This window comes from Comamonas testosteroni ATCC 11996 (assembly GCF_000241525.1).
In the GTDB taxonomy this organism is placed as follows: Bacteria; Pseudomonadota; Gammaproteobacteria; order Burkholderiales; family Burkholderiaceae_C; genus Comamonas; species Comamonas testosteroni.
Genome location: NZ_AHIL01000043.1, coordinates 81,883 through 99,607, shown reverse-complemented (window position 1 = coordinate 99,607; position 17,725 = coordinate 81,883). Strand labels below are relative to the sequence as shown.

Here is a 17,725-nt window from a genome sequence, read left to right as displayed (position 1 = left end):
ATCTCAGCCCATCGCAAAGATGGGCGCAGCTGTGCGAAACGGCAGCCTGCGTCCTGCAGGCAACAGATAGGCATGCTCGCGTGGCACGCGCAGTGGGTCACACTGGCCATCGGTGATGATGAGGATGGGGCCGTCGTTGGGAAAGTCGTCGGCCTCAAGCAGCAGATCCACGCCCGGTTGCAGCACGGTGCCGCCACGACCTTTGAGGGCAATGCGCTGGGCAATGTCGGCGACTGGAAGATAACCCAGGTCGTAGGCGGCAGCGTCGCAGCAGATCAGGCGTGCAGCGGGCACATCCTTGGCCTCGGCATAGCTGGCGATGGCCCCCAGTGCTTTGGCAAGCACATGGCGCTCCATGGAGCCCGAGGTGTCCAGCACCACGCCGAAGGTGCGGCCTTCCAGCCAGCGGCTGTCGGCCTGAATGCGGGGCCTGGGTATATCGGGCGTGGCGCTCTGACGGCGGCTTATGCGGGCATAGCTGCGCCGCGTCTCTATGGGCGGAAAGTGGTGATCGAACCAGCGTGCCAGTTCCACCTGCCAGTCAATCGGCGGCTGCAGCAGAGCGCGGATTTCCTCGATCAATCCCGCGGGCAGCAGCCCGCGTGCGCTTTGCTCGTGGCGCAGCAGGCCTTTGCCCAGTTGGGTGCGGCAGAACTCGTCGATATCGGTGTAGTCGCCCGCGTTGCGCTGACCTCGCACATTGCGCTCCAGCATGTCGCCCTGGCCACCGGCCAGGGTGCGCAGCTTGCGCATGCGGCGCAGATCGCTCGCGATGCGGTCGTAGACCTCTTCAGCTGCCAGCCCGCGCAGCTCCGGGTCGTAGAGCAGGCCAATGCCCGGCGGTTGACCCACGTCCATCTGGATCAGCCAGTCGTTGATGACAAAGTCGCAGGCCACATTCGCGCGCTTCCACCAGGCGTGGCAGGTCACGCACGATTTCCACCATATACCAGGCGGGCAGGGTCTGGCCGTCGCTTTCGGTGGCGACGATCTGGGCCATTTCCAGGCTGATCTGGGCCAGCTCCTTGAGCATGGCCTTGGAGCGGTGCACGGTTTGCTGCAACTCGCCGCCGCTTTGCTGCTTGTCGGCGGGCAGGATCTTGAGCAGACGCGCGCGGAAGGCCTGGGCCAGGAAATACAGCACATCTCTGTCCTGCGGCGCATGAGGCCAGTTGGCGTCGCCCTTGAAAATGGCATCCAGACGGTGGCGGTCCTCGGCCAGCTTGTAGAAGGCTTTGAACTGCGCCGCATGCTGGGGCGTGAGGCAGCCGCTGCCAAGGGCTTCGAGCGTATGCAGGTTCAGCGCATCGCCATAGGACTGCAAGGCGTCGCTCAGCATATGCCAGGAGCGCGGCGTGGAAAACGCCTCTTCATGCTTGGGCGGCTGGCTCCACAGATGGTCGGGACGCTGGGCCAGGTATTCGAGCACCAGCGTATGCAGCTGGGCCTGCTGCGCCCATTGCAGCCACTCGCTGGCGCTGACCTTGAGCTGCACATGAATCATGCGGTTGACCAGGGCCGAGGACATGGTGCGCACAATCGCGGAATCCTGAGCCCGGTTGCCAGCCGCGATCACGATGGAGCCCTCGGGCATCACATACTCGCCCACGCGGCGCTCCAGGATCAGGCTGTAGAAAGCTTTTTGCACATCCTGGCTGCAGGCATTGAGCTCGTCCAGGAACAGGCAATAAGGTTGCTCGCGCGCAATCATTGCGGGCGGGCAAAAGCGAGTCACGCCGTCAATGATCTGCGGCACGCCCAGCAGATCCTCTGGTGCGAGCTGGCTGCCCAGCAGGGACACGCAATCAAGCCCCACGCTTTGCGCAAAGTTCTGTACCAGTGCCGATTTGCCAATACCGGGTGGACCCCAGATGAACACGGGGCGCACGGTGGCGACGTTGAGAAGGAATTCGCTCAGTTGCGAAGGAGTGAGAGCCAGACTGGTTTGCATGCTGCCTGCAGTCTAAGGCAAGTGCAGCGGTGTTCTGAGCGTGCGCAGGCGGCCATGACTCAGAGTCTTGGCCTTATGGACGGCAAGTCGCTCATGGCTCCTGAAACGCCTGCATGCCTTGCATGCAGTAGAGCAGAAAGCGATTGGCGGCCGGGGATAGATGGCGGCCGGTGCGGGTGATGAGCTGCATCTCCGCGTCCTGAAATGCAGGGTTGTGAATGGGAATGGCGCGCAGGCGCCCGCTTGCCAGCTCGGCCGTGACGGAGCAGGGCGGCAGCAAGGTCACGCCCTGGCCGCTGGTGACAAAGGCCAGCAGCACGCTGATGAGATTGCTGGTCAGAGCAGGGCTGAGGTGGATCTTGTCCTTGTGTTCTGCATACTCCACGAGCTGGCGAATGCCATACACGCCTTGAAGCATGGCAACAGGCCATTGGCTGAGCTCCTGCAGCGAGGTTTGCTCAGCGCTGGCCAGCGGGTGCTGTGCATGCACGATGGCATGCATGGGCTGGCGCGCCGCACCGCGCGCGGTGATATGGCTGTCGGCGGGTGGGTAGTAGACCAGGCCGATCTCGGCAGCGTCCTCGCGAATGCGGCGCATGATCTCGGTCGTGCCGTAGATTTCCAGCGAGATGCTGACGCCCGGATATTGCTGGCGAAAATTGCGAATGGGTCCGTCGATCAGCTCCTGCGCAAAGCCCTCGCCACTGACCACGCTGACACTGCCGCTGTGCAGCCCGCGCAGCGCATCGACCTTGGCCAGCATGTCGTGGCGGTGGGCCGTGTGTTCGCGGTGATAGTCCAGCAGCAGCTGGCCGGCTTCGGTGGGCACCACGCCGCTGCGGTGGCGCTCCAGCAGGGCAACGCCCAGTTCCTCTTCGAGCAGGCTGATCTGGCGGCTGACGGCCGAGGGCACGATGCCCAGTTTTTCGGCTGCGGCACGGACAGAGCCGCAGTAGACGGCTTCAAACAGATAGCGGGCGCGGGAGTCTTGAAAGGCGGGCATGCGGCGATTGTCGTCGCCAAATTGCATCTGTATTCATACGTATGTTCACTTTTTTAGAACAGAAAAAGAATGCGTATGCAATAAATGCATTGTTATATTCAGCGCCCGCATGGGTGAGCGCCAGCTTGGGCTGGCCGTGCCCATTTTCAGGGTTCAAAGCTATTTCAGCGCGTCGGCAGCGGCCGTCGTGCGCAAGGAAAGTTGATGCGTACAGAGGTGCAGCCGGCCAAGGCCGCGTTGAATGTGGGCAGCGTGGTGCAGGTATTTGCGCTGGCGCTGGTGATTGCAGCATTGTCCGAGTGGCTGGGGCCGCTGCCCATTGCGCTGGGCGTGGGCAAGGTGGTGCTGCTGCCCATGATCTGGGCGCTGCTCATTGGCCTGGTGCTGGGTCTGCTGCGCAAGCGCATGCCCGGCCCGCTGCAGCTGAGCCTGTACAGCCAGAATCTGGCCGCTGCCGTGTTGTCTTGCGCGCTGTTTCTGTTCATTGCCAAGCTGGGTCTGCTGGTCGGTGGCTCGCTGCCGAAGCTGGCGGAGGTCGGCTGGGGGCTGGTGCTGCAGGAGTTGGGCAATCTGGTCGGTTGCGTGGCCCTGGGCATGCCGGTGGCGCTGCTGCTGGGCATCAAGCGCGAAGCGATTGGCGCGACGTTCTCCATCGGTCGTGAACCGGGTCTGGCCATCATCGGCGAGCGCTTCGGCATGGATTCGCCCGAAGGCCGCGGCGTGCTGGCCGAGTACATTACCGGTACGCTGATCGGTGCCATCTTCATCTCGCTGATGGCAGGCTTTGTCTCCAGCCTCAATATCTTCCACCCCCTGGCCCTGGGCATGGGCGCCGGTGTGGGCTCGGGCAGCATGACGGCAGCCGCCGTGGGCGCGATTGCCGCCCAGCATCCCGAGATGAGCGACCAGATTGCCACCTTTGCTGCTGCCGCCAATCTGATTGCGACGACGGTGGGCACTTATCTGACGCTGTTCATCTCGCTGCCCCTGGCCTTGCGTGCCTATCAATGGCTGGAGCCGATTCTGGGCCGCAAGCGCAAGCAGGCCGTGGTGGAGCAGGCGGTAGACCTGTCTGCCGCCAAGGATGAAGAACAGGCGCAGGTTCCGGCGCTGGGTCTGGGCATGCGCTTCGCTTCCTGGGTTTTGGTCGGCGCCATGGTGCTGATCGGCAACCGCATCGGCCATGGCGTTCCCGTGATGGATGCGCTGCCTGGCGTGCTGCTCATCATTGCCGCCGTGTTTGTCGGCGACCTGATCTATGTCGGCACGCGCCGCATGCTGCCCGCCGTGTGCTGGATTTCGTTCATCGCCATGGCCATGACCTTCCCGCTCACGCCTTATGCCGCCGAAGTGGCAGCTTTGACCGGCAAGGTCAACTTCCTGGCCATGATCACGCCCATGCTGACGTTTGCGGGCCTGTCACTGGCCAAGGACATCCCGGCCTTCCGCCGTCTGGGCTGGCGCATCGTTGTGGTTTCGCTGCTGGCCAATGCCGGTGTGTTCCTGGCCGCGACGCTGATCGCCCAGACCTTTGTCCACACGCTGTAAAAACGGAGCAAGACCATGATGAACACCATCAAATGGCCCGGTCAGCAGGAGCTGCAAGCCTGGCGCCATGACTTTCATCGTCATCCCGAAACCGCGTTTCAGGAGCACCGAACCAGCGCACGCGTGGCCGAGCTGCTCAAGAGCTTCGGTCTGGAAGTGCACACCGGCCTGGCCGGTACGGGCGTGGTTGCCGTGCTCAAGGGTAATCTGGGCGCGGGTCCCTCCATCGGCCTGCGCGCCGATATGGATGCGCTGAATGTGACGGAGCTCAACCAGTGCGAGCATGCGTCCACGCACGCTGGCCGTATGCACGCCTGCGGCCATGACGGCCACACCAGCATGCTGCTGGGGGCGGCCCAGGCTTTGGCCTCGGCCCCCGACTTTGCCGGTATCGTGCATTTCATCTTCCAGCCTGCCGAGGAAAACGAAGGTGGCGCGCGCGCCATGATCGAGGAAGGGCTGTTCAAGCGCTTCCCCATGGACGCGGTCTACAGCATGCACAACTGGCCGGGCCTGCCCGTAGGTACGGCGGCAGTGCATTCCACGGCCGTGATGGCGGCCTTTGACATCTTCGATCTGACGCTGACCGGCAAGGGCTGCCATGCCGCCATGCCGCATCTGGGCAAAGACGCACTGCTGGCGGCCTGCCAGCTTGTGACGCAGCTGCCCGCGCTGATTGCGCGTGAGCAGGAGGTGCACAAGCCGGCCGTGCTGAGCGTGACCAGCTTCAACGCCGGCGATACCTATAACGTGATGCCCGAAGCCATCAAGCTGCGCGGCACTGTGCGCTGCTTCGACATGGCTCAGCGCGCGCGCATCGAGCAACGTTTTCGCGATGCGATTGCCGCGACCTGCGCGCTGCACGGACTGGAGGCCCAGCTCGACTACCGCGTCAGCTACCCTGCAACCATCAATAACCCCCAGCATGCCGAAGTCTGCGCCGAAGTGCTGACCGACGTGCTGGGCGAAGGCAAGGTCCGCCGGGACATGGTGCCCAGCATGGCCTCGGAAGACTTTGCCTTCATGGCGCAGGAGTGCCCGGGTGTCTATATCTGGCTGGGAAATGGCGAGGACAGCGCTTCCCTGCACAACCCCAAGTACGACTTCAATGACGCCAATCTGCCGCTGGGCATGCGTTATTGGGTGGAACTGGTGGGCGCGCTGCTGAAGGGCGGCAAGCTGCCGGCCTGACAGAAGGGCTTTTTCACATGAATCAATGCCGGGGCAACGCAAGGTTGAGCCCGGCATTTTTCATACTTGGACAATTTGCAAAACTCTAACATGCAATGCATTCGGACACAGAAATGTCGGAAGGCTGACACCCTGTAACGCCATTCGACCTGGCGCCCCTATGATGTTTGTAGCGCTCCGCGATAGTGCCTGTTGTGTTCCAGGCAGGCCACGGAGCGTGCGTGGCGACCGCCTTGATCCTCTGGAGAAGAGCTGGTCGCGCAATAGCAGGTGTTGCATTCCGGCGCATGTCCGGGCTTTCAAGCGGCGCTGACCGCATCTCTCGCAACGCTGCCTGCACCAACCCTGGTGCCGTGACTTTGTCGCACTGTACGGGTCTTGATACAGGAGGGCGCTTTATGCCGTTTGGCAAATTGGAGGCGGGCATCTGGCCTGCCGGTTTTCCGCCGCTGCTGAGCTGGTGCGTGCTGGTAGCGGCTGCAGCCTTGCTTGGCCATATGGTTCACCGTTTTTCCGGCTATCCGCGCATGCTGGGCTACACCCTGGTCGGCCTCGTGGCCGGCTGGGTGGGATTTGGCGATCTGCCCTGGCCGTTGCAGGGCAGCACGGCCTTGCTGCTGGAGGTGGCCGTGGGCGCCAGCTTGTTGCTGGCGGCCTCCCAGGTCTCCTTGCCCTGGCTGCTGCGCCAGCCCTGGTTGATGCTGCAAAGCCTTGGCGAGTCCCTGGTCACGCTGGCCGTGGTGGCTGCGACCTTGCTGGCGCTGGGCTGGGGCTGGGCCGTGGCGCTGGGCGTTGGTGTGATTTCCATGGCGGCCTCGCCGGCCGTGCTGCTGCGTATTGCCGATGATCTGCGTGCCAGCGGTGCGGTGACCGATCGCAGCCTGCTTCTTGCCACCATCAGTACCTTGCTGGCGCTGCTGGGGGCGCTGGTGCTGACGGTAGTGTTTGTGCCGGTCGCCGAAGCGGCGGGCGGAGGCCTGCAATTCTCGACGGCGGGCCTTGGACGCTTGCTGCTGAGCTTGCTTCTGACTCTGTTCTGGGCCTTGCTGGTCACGGTTGCCTTCTGGCCGGTGCTGCGCTGGCAGTCATCGCGCAGCGACACCACGGCCCTGTATCTGCTGGCGGCCATGGCTGCGGTCTGTCTGCTGGCCGAACAATGGGGTGGCTCGGCCGCACTCGGCTTCGTGGTTGCTGGGCTGATGTTGCGCAATTTCAGCCCCATGCCCCTGGTCTGGCCCCAGGCCTTTCAGGCTGCCCATGCCATGCTCAATCTGCTGATGTTCGTGCTGGTGGCCAGCATGGCCTCTCAGGTGAACCTGTCTTGGGCCATGGTTTCGGTGGTCGCCAGCGTCGTCCTGGCGAGGATTCTGGGGAAGTTCGGCTCCATCTTGCTGCTGGGCCTGGGGACCGGGATAGGCTGGCGCAGGCAGTGGCCTGTGGCTTGCGGGCAATTGGCTTTGTCGGGTCTGGCTCTGCTGATGCTGTCCGGTATCGCGCTGCAATGGACCGCCTTCAACGCCAGCGTGGCCCAGCAGGTGGCTGCCATTGCCCTGCCGGTGATTGTAGTGTGCGAGGTATTGGGCGTGTTGCTGGCTGCTACCGCACTCTGGCGCAGCGGCGATGCCCATCGCGGAGTGGGTCGAGCGGCCTTGCAAAGAGGGGGGAAGCGCCATGACGCATGAGATAGAACAAAGTCAGCCGGCTGCGGCGGAGGTCGGCGGTCTGGGCGAATTTGCGCCATCACAGGCTTTGACGCTGGGCGTGGAGCTGGAGTTGCAGCTGCTCAACACCCATCACTACGATATGACGCCATATGCGCCCGATATGCTGGCTTTGCTCAAGAATGCCAAGGTGCCGGGCTCCATCGTGCCGGAGGTGACCTCCAGCATGATCGAGATCTCGACCGGCATCTGTCAGGATGCACAGGACGCCTATGAGCAGCTGGCTGTTACGCGCGATGCCTTGGTCAAGGCGGCCGACCGACTCAATATTGCGCTGGCCGGTGGCGGCACGCACCCGTTCCAGCAATGGCACCAGCAGCGCATCTACGACAAGCCGCGCTTCAAGGAGCTGACGGCGCTGTACGGCTATCTGACCAAGCAGTTCACCATCTTTGGTCAGCATGTGCATGTGGGCTGTCCCAGTGCCGACGATGCGTTGATGATGCTTCACCGGCTTTCACGCTATATCCCTCATTTCATCGCGCTGTCGGCATCAAGCCCCTTTGTGCAGGGGCAGGATACGGCGTTTGACTCTGCGCGCCTGAACTCGGTGTTCGCATTTCCGCTCTCGGGTCGTGCGCCGTTTGCTCTGCACTGGGAAGACTTCGAGCGCTACTTCGCCAAGATGGCGGCCACGGGCGTGATTCACAGCATGAAGGATTTTTACTGGGATATCCGTCCCAAGCCGGAGTTCGGCACTGTGGAAGTACGTGTCTTCGATACGCCGCTGTCCATCCACCGCGCGGCGCAACTGGCGGCCTATGTTCAGGCGCTGGGCGCCTGGTTCCTCAGCGAGCAGCCCTTCGTGCCCAGCGAGGACGACTATCTGGTCTATACCTATAACCGCTTCCAGGCCTGTCGCTTCGGCTTGGACGGCACTTATGTGGACCCCGCCACCAGCGAGCAACTGCCGCTGCGCGAGCATATTGAACAAACGCTGGAACGCATCACCAGCCATGCGCCGGCATCAGGCAAGAGCGCTTTGCGGGAGCTGGCCCAGGTGCTGCAGGGCGGCAACGATGCGAGCTGGCTGCGCGAGAGCTATGCCCGGGTGCAGCAGTTGCCGGAGGTGGTACGCCAGGCTTCGCTCAGATTCGCCGGCAGGCCCTGATTGGCGTTGACATTATCGGCTCGGCGCAAGGCATTAGAGTTGCCAACACTTAATTAAGAGTGCGGGTTGATAAGGCTTGAGTAAAGCCTGTGCCAGTCCTGCTTTGACCCGCAGGTCCGGCTTTTTTCATTGCCTGAGCCAAGCGGCGCCTACCTTTATCGGAAATGAGCGATTTCATGGTTGCGACCGTCATCCTTGGCATGCTCTGCGTGCATCTGTTGTGTTTTTGCGTGCTGTTCATGCTGATCAGTCGCAGGCTGCCCCGCAGAAAAATGGGCATGGAAGTCTTTGCTCTGGGCAATCTGCTGCTTGGCTGCGCGTATATATTGCAGCTGCTGGGCGGCAAGCCTGGCTGGAGTGTGATGAGCCTCGTCAATCACACGCTGACGCTGTGTGCGCCGGTAGTGTATGTGCTGGGCGCGATGCGGTTTTTCAATCGGCCGACGCCGGTATGGCGTCCGTTGCTGGTTCTGGCGCTGGCCTACAGCGCGGCTCAGATGCTGGTGCAGTCTACGCTGGGTCCGGAGGCGCGTCATGCCATGTTGGCCGCAGCATGTGCTTTGCTGTTTCTCTGCATGACGATCACTTTGCTCTGGGGAGCGCGCAGCTTTGCCAGGAATATGGCCGTGGAGATGATGGTGTTTGCCATTCTGATCTGCGGCATCTGCATTCTCAATGTCATGAAGTTCGTGCTGATCCTGCAGGGCGGCTTGCAGGCTTTGGACATGAACAGCCGTTTCCAGATGGTGTTCTATATTTATATGTCCTTCCTGGGCACGGTGATTCCGCCAGGTGCTGTCTGGTTGGCGTTGCGCCGCCTGACCGACGAACTCGGCAGCATGGCAGCGCAGGACCCGCTGACCAAACTGCTCAATCGTCGTGGTTTGCTGGATGGACTGGAGGCGCATTTCGCTGCCAGGAAAGCCGAACCTGTCCACCTCTTGATCGTGGACATTGACCATTTCAAGCGCATCAACGACAACTATGGGCACCAGTTTGGCGACAATGTGCTGTGTCGCGTGGCAGAAGCGATTCAGCAAAGCACGCGCAGAAGTGATCTGAAATGTCGTCTGGGCGGCGAGGAGTTTCTGGTCCTTTGCCCTGGCCTGAAGGGCGATGAAGTTCTGCAACTGGCCGAAAGAATACGTGCAGCGATTGCGGCAATCGCGCTACCTGGCATCAGCCTGCACGGCTCTGTCACTTGCACGGCGACGATTGGCATTTCCAATCCGTTCATCTCTACTCAGGCATTTGACATCACGCTGCAGCAGGCCGATGTCGCTCTTTATCGGGGCAAGAGCGCCGGGCGCAACCGCGTTCAGCGTGCGGACCCCGAATACCTTGTGCCTCGGGCGCCAGAAAGCAAGGCAAGAAGATCAAGCCTTTCTAACCGGGAAAGGGCCTGAGGGCTGTCAGGCTGCAATCACCGTCACGGCATAGCCCTTGCCGCTGGCAATCACGTCCAGAAGGCGATCGATATTGGGATGGGCACCGGGGCGTGCCTTGGCGTCTTCGGTGTGCTCGGCAAACAGCTGCAGGCCTTCTTCGGCAGCGGCGACATCGATGCTGCCATGTTTTGCGTAGAGCGCGTTGTAGACCGTGACCGAGCCGGCCTTGCCAGGCGCATTCGGAATGCTTGCGGCCAGCTTGCCGTCGGAGTCGATCAGCTGCAGCTCGGCGATATGGGCGATGGAGGGAAGTTGCTTGAGGTTGTCGGCAAAGGCCATGGTGTGCTCGCGATGGTCGCTGTGATGGAAGCCGCTATTGTGGGGCAGCCTGATGGCCCGTTCAGTTTCGGGCCTTGTTTTGCTCCAGCACCCGCAGTGCCTGCTGCATCTGCGCAAGCGTTGGTGCATATTCGGGCAACTCGGCAATTTCATCCATTTCACGCTGCATCAGCTGTTGCACCTGTGCTGCCAGGTCCTGCCACTGAGAGACGCTCATGAGGGCCTGGGCCGTCTGCAGCAAGTCGGCTTGTATTTCATATGACAGCGAGAGCTTGCGCACCACATTGAGGGCAAATGGGGGGCACAGCAGAATCTGAAACGCAGTGGAGCGCGCGAAGGAACGATTGCTGTGGCCCTGCTTGCCGTGGCGCAGGGCCAGCCAGCTCAGGCAGGCGGTGCTCAGATAGATCAGCGCGAGTGCGATCAGCTGCAGCAATTCGGAATGCAGCACCAGCAAGGCGGCGGGAAGACCGAGAAACAGCAGCGCGGCCAGCAGATACAGCGGCAGCGCAAACGCTTTGAAGCTGCGGGCATGTGCCTCCACCGCCTTTGAAAATGCCGCGTCACCGGGCAGATGAATCCGGGTGCTGCTCCAGTGCTGACGGTAGACGGGCCGGTGCAGTGCAAAGACAGGCAGCCATAGCAGGCGGTTCTGACGCAGCTCGAAGCCTCGGCTTGCCAGCTGTGCCCGCCATCCCGACCTTAGCGGGCGCAGCAAACCCTCTTCTGGCTTGAGCAGCAAGGCCGTGTCATATAGATAGAACAGTACGATGGCCAGAACTACCTGCAACTGCGTGGAGATCGTGAAGTACAAGACGGCTTTCGGGACAAGACAAACCCCGCGATCTTAGCGATGCGCGGGGTGGGGTTAGAGGGGGTGAATCTGCGGCCGACCTAATGCTTTATTCAGCGGCTTTCTTGCGGCCAAGCAATTTGCCTATGCCAGCGAACAGCGCGACCGCTGCTGCGGCGATGATCTTCCAGCCTGCAGCCAGAAAGCCTGCAATCGCACCCCACAGGCCTTTCTTGGTGGCCACTGCGGCAGCGCCGCCGAGTACCAGTGCACCCAGGCCGATTGCGGCGACCTTGTCACCGTTCTTGAACTCGGCATAGGTCTGGCCGCTGTTGTAGTCGAAGCCGGCAAGTACCTTTTTGAACTCATCGGTGTTCTGGGCCAGTGTCGCGGTGTCGGATACCAGGGTGGCTGTCATCACGCCGCTGCGGCCCAGAATGCGCGAGGTGTAGTTGACATTTTTCTCGCCCGATTCTCCGCGCAGACGCAGGCCCCACTCCAGTCGCTTGGTGGCAGTGTCGTAATGGGGGGGAACCTGCCAGCCATCGGTGTACAGCGCTTCAAGACCCAGCTTCTTGCGTTGCTCGTTGCCGGCCTTGTCGCCTGATTGCATGGATTTGAGCAAGTCATCGGCATCGATCTTCTCGTCATCCTTCACGTAACCAGTTTCGTCATAGGAGAACACTGCAAACCAGTCCAGCGATTTGGGGGCTATCAGAAAGTGATCGCTGCTGGGCGGGTTGCCAAATGCCTGCAACAGCTTGGAGGTGTCGGCCTCGCCGAGAAAGGCATAGCCCGATGGAATCTTGACGCTGGCCTTGTCAGCGATTTCTCCCTTGCCGCTTTCCTGCCAGTGCAGTGCCTTGATTTCAGGGGGTAACTCCTGAGTGGCTTCCGTCTTGGCCCAGACGCCTAGAGAAAGTGACAGGCCGAGAACGGCGGCCGCGATGGACTTGAACATTCAATGAACTCCCGTGTTATGAATTTATTGAGGATTGCTATTGGTAATAGCGAACTTGGTTTCAGATTCGCATTCGAATCATCGTCGTTGATTCGCACGCGAAGCATAACGCGGCTCAAACTGAGCTGACAAAATTAGCAGGATTGATAGCGTAAAGCGTCAGTAATATCGGACAAAAAGCATGTTTTAAAGATTTTTCATGGAGATCGGTCATATGCACAGTGCCATAGCTTTCTTGCAGGAACATGCCGGTCTGGGCATGGGCAGCTGGCATCTTGGCCAGGGGCGGCGCAGCCGGGACGAGGAGAAAGCGGCCCTGCTCACGGGGGCGCAGCTCGGCCTGAGCGTGATCGACACCGCCGAGATGTATGGCGACGGCCTATCCGAGGAACTGATTGGCGATGTGCTGCGTGAGTGGCCATCCGCCAAGCCCCGGCCCTTTCTGGTCAGCAAGGTGCTACCCATGCATGCCAGCCGCAAGGGAGTGATGCGCGCGTTTGAGGCGAGTGCCTACAAGCTGGGAGTGGAGTGTATCGACCTCTATTTGCTGCACTGGCGCGGAAACACGCCGCTGGCCGAGACGGTAGCTGCGTTTGAGGACCTGAAGACGCAGGGCAAGATTCGCCATTGGGGAGTCTCCAATTTCGACACTGACGATATGCAGGAGCTGTGGCAAGTTCCGGGCGGAAGCAACTGCGTGGTCAATCAGGTGCTCTACAACGTTTTCAGCCGCGGCATCGAATATGACTTGCTGCCCTGGTGCCAGAACAACGGCGTGACCGTGATGGCGTATTGCCCGCTTGGACATGGTGAGCTGATCGAGCAGAGTTTGCTGGCCGAAATTGGTGGTCGCCATGGTGTCAGTGCCAGTGTGGTGGCTCTGGCCTGGGCGTTGCGCAGCGGCCATGTGCTGCCAATTCCCGAGAGCGGCTCGGCAGACCATATCCGAGACAACGTCTGCGCACTGCAGCTCAGGCTCAGTGCCGAGGAGCTGGCACTGATAGATGCTGCATCGCCCCCGCCGCGCTTCAAGCAGCCGCTGGACATTCTCTGAGCAAGGAGGGCGCCAGCGTCAGTCGAGTGGCGTTACTGGCGGCGCCCCTACCCGTGCCGGCATTCAGACCAGAACCCGGTCCGGCCCCCAGACCAATGCCCATCGCTCCCACTCCTGCTCCCGGGTCGCTGGCGTCTGCGTCGCCATGGCCACCAGCACTCTTACCTTCGACAGTTTTGCAGATCCCTCCGGCTCCCCCATGCTAGGCCGTGTTCTGGCGCGATCCGGGCTAAGCGCTGCCTGCATTGACATTACTTGCGAGCCCGCTTGTCGATCGGCCTCATGTTTTGTCATATGCTAGATAGTTGACATATCACCTAGCTGAGAAAAAGAGACAACGTGGTGGAGCCTGTGACTAGCCGGGGTCTGAACCCCTCATGGATCATCGTCGCTGCGGGCGTCAGTGCCTCGCTGCATGTGGGCAAGCTGCCGCCCGCCGTGCCCCTGCTGCAGCAGCAACTGGGCGTGTCCCTGGTGCAGGCGGGATTCTTGCTTTCCACCGTCCAGGTGGCGGGCATGGTGCTGGGCCTGGTGGTGGGCCTGGGCGCCGACAAATGGGGTCTGCGTCGCAGCCTGCTGACCGGGCTGGTGCTGATGGCTCTGTCCAGCGCGGTGGGCGCTGCGGCCACGGGCTTTGCCTGGCTGCTGGCGCTGCGCGCGTTTGAAGGCCTGGGATTTTTGCTGGTCGCCATGCCTGCTCCAGGGCTGATTCGTCGCAGCGTCAAGCCGTCAGAGCTGGGGGCGCGCATGGGCTGGTGGGGCTCTTATATGCCCATTGGCAGCGCCATGGGCTTGCTGCTTGGGCCTTGGGTGCTGCAGGCGACCAGTTGGCAGACCTGGTGGCTTGCACTGGGCTGTACCTCCGCCTTGGCGGCCTATGCCGTCTGGCGCATGGTGCCTGCGGATGCTGCTGCAACTGCAGCCGTCGCAGCCATTGTCGATGAGGGATGGCGCCCGCGTCTGGCGCTCACATTGCGCAGCCCCGGCCCCTGGCTGGTTTCACTGGGCTTCATGGTGTATTCAGGTCAGTGGATGGGCATTGTCGGCTTTCTGCCCACGCTTTATTCGGAAGCAGGGCTCAGTGCCAAGCTGGCAGGCCTGCTGACGGCCGTGGTCGCTGCCAGCAATATGCTGGGCAATGTGGCGGCAGGCCGGTTGTTGCACCGCGGCTGGAGTCCTGCGCGCTGCCTGCAGACCGGCTATGTGCTGATGGGCCTGACGGCGCTGCTGGCCTATGCGCAGGTCGGGGGCGAGTCGCTGGCTCCTCTGTGGCTGCGCTTTGTGGCCGTGGCGCTGTTCTCGGCGACGGGCGGCCTGATACCGGCGACCTTGTTCACAACGGCCATGCATCTGGCGCCCAGCCAGGCCACGGTGTCCACCACCGTGGGTTTCATGCAGCAATGGTCTTGCGTGGGGCAGTTCGCAGGTCCGCCGCTGGTGGCGGCCGTGGCCATGCAGATGGGCGGCTGGCAGTTCACCTGGATGGTGACGGGCAGCATGTGCGTGCTGGGCTGGTTGCTGGCGCTGGGAGTGGGCCGTTGCTGGAGCCGCCTCAGGCCCTGAGACCAGGGAATGATGCTCTGTATTTGTGAGCTTTCAGTTCTTGCCGGATAGGTGCGGTAGCCCGATTTGATGCATCGTTTTGAGTTGGCGCACAGGACTCAATTGCCAGCTCAAGCATGATTCGAGTCTGAACTGCGGTTACGCTGCAGGCTTGTGGAGGTCCATGATGCAAAAGCGCCAGTTTCTCGCCACCGCAGCTTCGCTGACGGCATTGTCATCAACGCCCTGGCTCGCGGGCTGTGCCTCGCGTCGTACCAAGACGGCGGTCAAGCCGGCCGAGCTGATCTATTACGGCGGCCCGATTCTCACCATGAATGACGCACAGCCTCAGGTGGAGGCCGTGGCCGTTAGCGCCGGGATGATTACTGCAATTGGCTCGGCTCAGGAGCTGGAGGCCTTGCGCGGCGCTGCCACGCGCATGGTGGACTTGCAGGGGCGCACGCTGATTCCGGGTTTTGTGGACCCGCACAGCCATATCGGCGGCGTGGGGCTGCAGGCAATTTCGGCCAATCTGCTGCCCCCGCCCGACGGCGGCAACGCCTCTATCGCCGACTTGCAGCAGACGCTGCGTGAATACATCCAGACTTCGCCCGAGGTCAAACAGCTGGGTATCGTGCTCGGCTTTGGTTATGACGATTCCCAGCTTCAGGAGCGGCGCCATCCCACACGTGATGACCTCGATGCCGTCTCCCGGGATCTGCCGATTGCCGTGATTCACCAGTCCGGGCACTTCGGTGCACTCAATTCTGCGGCCCTGGCCCGTGCTGGCATCGGTCCCGGCACACCCAATCCAGAGGGCGGCGTGATCCGCCGCCGTGCCGGCAGCCCGGTGCCCAACGGGGTGCTGGAGGAGAACGCCTTCTTCCACAGCCTGGGCAGGATCATGCCCAAGCTCACGCTGGAGCAATCCATGGACTGGCTGGAAAAAGCCCAGCAGCTCTATCTGGAGTTCGGCTATACCACGGTGCAGGACGGTCGCTCCGACGCAGGCGCCATTGCCTCGGCCATGGCGGCTGCCGAGTCGCGTCGGCTGGTCATCGACGTGGTGTCCTATCCCGACATACTGCAACTGGGCGACGGCGCGCTGGCCAACAAGCTCAAGTTCAGTCGCAGCTATACCAATCGCTTCCGCATTGGCGGTGTCAAGCTCACGCTTGATGGCTCGCCCCAGGGCAAGACCGCCTGGCTGACCGAGCCCTATCTGGTGCCGCCCGATGGCCAGCAGCCCGGCTATCGTGGCTACGGGGTGCTCAGCGATGTCAGGGCCAATGAGCAGGTGGCCAAGGCCATTCACAACGGCTGGCAGATTCTGGTGCATGGCAACGGTGACGCGGCGATCGATCAGTTCATCGCAGCTGTACGTGCCAGCGGCCCGGTGGAGCAGGCGCGTGCCGTTCGCCCTGTGCTGATCCACGGACAGACGCTGCGGCGGGACCAGGTGAGCCAGCTCAAGGAGCTGGGCATTTTCCCATCGCTGTTTCCCATGCATACCTTTTACTGGGGCGATTGGCACCATGATTCGGTGCTCGGCGATCCGCGCGCGCAGAACATTTCGCCGACAGGCTGGGTGCTGGGCGAGGGCATGGTGTTCACTTCTCACCACGATGCACCTGTTGCTCTGCCGTCATCGATGCGCGTGCTCGATGCCACCGTCAATCGCACCACGCGTTCGGGCCGCGTGCTGGGGCCTGAGCATCGCGTCTCGCCCTGGGTGGCGCTCAAGGCGCAGACCATCTGGTCGGCCTACCAGCATTTCGAGGAAGACCGCAAGGGCTCCATCGAAGTCGGCAAGCTGGCTGATCTGGTCGTGCTTTCGGACAACCCGCTGACCGTGGAGTCTCATCAGCTTGCCAATCTTCAGGTGCTGGAGACCATCAAGGAAGGGCGCACGGTTTACAAGCGCGACGGGGCAAACTTCTGATTTGAGGGCTGCTTGCGATTGATAGGTGTTCGTCTGGGTGAATGTTTTTCACGCATCGCGCGAGCCGATAAGGGCGCGCAATGCACGCTCCAGTTGCTGGGCGTTTTCATGCACCAGCAGCCATTCGGGCTGAAGTACTTCAGTCGGTGCAGTTGATGCAGGGCAGCTGTCCATGATCGCCAGTGGATCATCGGCCTTGAGCGCGACCACGGTTGGCTGATTGGCCAGATCGAGACAGGCATGCGTCAGCCAGCGGCAGTAGTCGGCCATCGCCGCAGGCGGCGGCTTCCCGGTGTGGGCGGTGGCACGGTTCAGACTTTCGGCCAGCAGCAGAGCCGTGGCATAGACGCGCACGGCATGGCGGTCATAGCGGCGGGTGACAAAAGCCAGTCGCTCTGCATTGAGTCGTCCGCGCAAGGACCAGCGGCGTGAGGAATGGGCCTGGCCTACGGCGGCGCGCAGGGCGGCCAGCGATTCATGGGCCAGTGATAGCTGGCCGAGGGCGGTTTCGGCTGCATCGGCTTTTTGCTGCTGGCAGGCCTTGAGAATCAGATCCAGACCGTTGGCAAGCTGCTTGAGAAAGATCGAGGCGGCCCGGCCCATATCCTTGATGGGATTGGAGGTCAGCAGCACCTGGCTGAAGATAAGCCCGACCGCAGCACCGACCGTGACGTCCAGCAGACGCGCTCCGCCCGCCATGCTGGGGCCGAGCACCAGCACCAGAATCACCGAGACCCCGGCTTGAATAGGCACCACGGGTGCGGGGCCGATGATGGCGCCGAGCAGGATGGAGAGGAATGCGCCAAGACTCATGCGCAGCAACAGATGCTGCTCGGGCAACTGCCACAGCAGATCGCCGATCACGATGCCCAGTGTGCAGCCTATGAGCAGACTGCGCGCCTGTTTCAGATGGCTGGGCAGTCCCGGGGCGAGGCAGATCACGGCGGTGACCACGGCGAAGGCGGGCTTGGGGTGGCCCCAAAGCTGCTGGGCGATGACCCAGGCCAGCATGCTGGCCAGTGCTGCAGCAATCGCATCACGCAGGGCCAGCCTGGCCCGCGATGGAAAAGTGGTCTTGGCACGACGCCAGGCCAGCATGAACGGGGTGCTCCAGCGCAATCTCAAACTCCTTGGCATGGCGGTCGATCAGACTCCGATTCAAGGATGTTAGAGGGCGCGGC

At 62.0% G+C, this 17,725-nt stretch carries 15 protein-coding genes; 8 read left to right on the top strand and 7 right to left on the bottom strand.

The window, feature by feature from the left end; genetic code table 11:
* Window positions 1-3: 3 nt before the first annotated feature.
* From CTATCC11996_RS18960 to CTATCC11996_RS18950, 3 genes are all read right to left on the bottom strand, one after another.
* A complete protein-coding gene (locus tag CTATCC11996_RS18960) occupies window positions 4-858 on the bottom strand; it encodes a vWA domain-containing protein (RefSeq protein ID WP_003079235.1) in 855 nt (284 codons plus the stop codon).
* Window positions 791-1,951 carry an AAA family ATPase gene (locus tag CTATCC11996_RS18955; protein ID WP_003079233.1) on the bottom strand — a complete coding sequence of 387 codons (1,161 nt, stop codon included), beginning with the start codon at window positions 1,949-1,951 and terminating at the stop codon, window positions 791-793. Before CTATCC11996_RS18955 ends, CTATCC11996_RS18960 begins: the two co-directional genes overlap by 68 nt.
* A gap of 91 nt (window positions 1,952-2,042) precedes the next feature.
* Window positions 2,043-2,981 (bottom strand): LysR family transcriptional regulator, encoded by a 939-nt coding sequence (locus tag CTATCC11996_RS18950; RefSeq protein WP_003079231.1) that lies wholly within the window; start codon window positions 2,979-2,981, stop codon window positions 2,043-2,045.
* 177 nt (window positions 2,982-3,158) lie between these two features.
* On the opposite strand from CTATCC11996_RS18950, the gene CTATCC11996_RS18945 reads away from it, so the two are divergent.
* The 5 genes from CTATCC11996_RS18945 to CTATCC11996_RS18925 all read left to right on the top strand — a co-directional run bounded on the left by CTATCC11996_RS18945 (window position 3,159) and on the right by CTATCC11996_RS18925 (window position 9,931).
* On the top strand, window positions 3,159-4,502 hold the full coding sequence (locus CTATCC11996_RS18945) for a DUF3100 domain-containing protein (protein ID WP_003079229.1): 1,344 nt from the start codon (window positions 3,159-3,161) through the stop codon (window positions 4,500-4,502).
* A gap of 15 nt (window positions 4,503-4,517) precedes the next feature.
* Complete coding sequence (locus tag CTATCC11996_RS18940) at window positions 4,518-5,693, top strand: M20 aminoacylase family protein (protein ID WP_003079227.1); 1,176 nt, start codon at window positions 4,518-4,520, stop codon at window positions 5,691-5,693.
* Between the two features lie 398 nt (window positions 5,694-6,091).
* Window positions 6,092-7,375, top strand: a complete 1,284-nt coding sequence (locus CTATCC11996_RS18935; protein ID WP_003079225.1) for a cation:proton antiporter domain-containing protein — start codon at window positions 6,092-6,094, stop codon at window positions 7,373-7,375.
* Window positions 7,365-8,525: a YbdK family carboxylate-amine ligase gene (locus CTATCC11996_RS18930; protein WP_003079224.1), complete on the top strand. Its 1,161-nt coding sequence runs from the start codon at window positions 7,365-7,367 to the stop codon at window positions 8,523-8,525. The genes CTATCC11996_RS18935 and CTATCC11996_RS18930 overlap by 11 nt, the downstream gene beginning before the upstream one ends.
* Before the next feature lie 176 nt (window positions 8,526-8,701).
* Window positions 8,702-9,931 carry a GGDEF domain-containing protein gene (locus CTATCC11996_RS18925; protein WP_003079222.1) on the top strand — a complete coding sequence of 410 codons (1,230 nt, stop codon included), beginning with the start codon at window positions 8,702-8,704 and terminating at the stop codon, window positions 9,929-9,931.
* A 6-nt stretch (window positions 9,932-9,937) separates the two neighbouring features.
* Here the strand turns inward: CTATCC11996_RS18925 and CTATCC11996_RS18920 are convergent, their stop codons facing one another.
* The 3 genes from CTATCC11996_RS18920 to CTATCC11996_RS18910 all read right to left on the bottom strand — a co-directional run bounded on the left by CTATCC11996_RS18920 (window position 9,938) and on the right by CTATCC11996_RS18910 (window position 12,006).
* Window positions 9,938-10,252 carry a DUF2322 family protein gene (locus tag CTATCC11996_RS18920; protein WP_003079220.1) on the bottom strand — a complete coding sequence of 105 codons (315 nt, stop codon included), beginning with the start codon at window positions 10,250-10,252 and terminating at the stop codon, window positions 9,938-9,940.
* Between the two features lie 61 nt (window positions 10,253-10,313).
* Complete coding sequence (locus CTATCC11996_RS18915) at window positions 10,314-11,066, bottom strand: hypothetical protein (RefSeq protein WP_003079219.1); 753 nt, start codon at window positions 11,064-11,066, stop codon at window positions 10,314-10,316.
* Between the two features lie 88 nt (window positions 11,067-11,154).
* The gene (locus CTATCC11996_RS18910) at window positions 11,155-12,006 is read right to left on the bottom strand and encodes a DUF2167 domain-containing protein (RefSeq protein ID WP_003079217.1); all 852 of its coding nucleotides are present in this window, start codon (window positions 12,004-12,006) and stop codon (window positions 11,155-11,157) included.
* Window positions 12,007-12,205: 199 nt separating this feature from the next.
* Between CTATCC11996_RS18910 and CTATCC11996_RS18905 the strand changes: the two genes are divergently transcribed.
* From CTATCC11996_RS18905 to CTATCC11996_RS18890, 3 genes are all read left to right on the top strand, one after another.
* Window positions 12,206-13,060: an aldo/keto reductase gene (locus CTATCC11996_RS18905; RefSeq protein ID WP_003079215.1), complete on the top strand. Its 855-nt coding sequence runs from the start codon at window positions 12,206-12,208 to the stop codon at window positions 13,058-13,060.
* Between the two features lie 342 nt (window positions 13,061-13,402).
* A complete protein-coding gene (locus CTATCC11996_RS18895; RefSeq protein ID WP_003079212.1) occupies window positions 13,403-14,623 on the top strand; it encodes an MFS transporter in 1,221 nt (406 codons plus the stop codon).
* Between the two features lie 166 nt (window positions 14,624-14,789).
* Window positions 14,790-16,544 carry an amidohydrolase gene (locus CTATCC11996_RS18890; RefSeq protein ID WP_003079209.1) on the top strand — a complete coding sequence of 585 codons (1,755 nt, stop codon included), beginning with the start codon at window positions 14,790-14,792 and terminating at the stop codon, window positions 16,542-16,544.
* 48 nt (window positions 16,545-16,592) lie between these two features.
* Here CTATCC11996_RS18890 and CTATCC11996_RS18885 read toward each other — a convergent pair whose 3' ends face one another.
* Window positions 16,593-17,663, bottom strand: a complete 1,071-nt coding sequence (locus CTATCC11996_RS18885) for an FUSC family protein (RefSeq protein WP_003079207.1) — start codon at window positions 17,661-17,663, stop codon at window positions 16,593-16,595.
* Window positions 17,664-17,725: the final 62 nt, after the last annotated feature.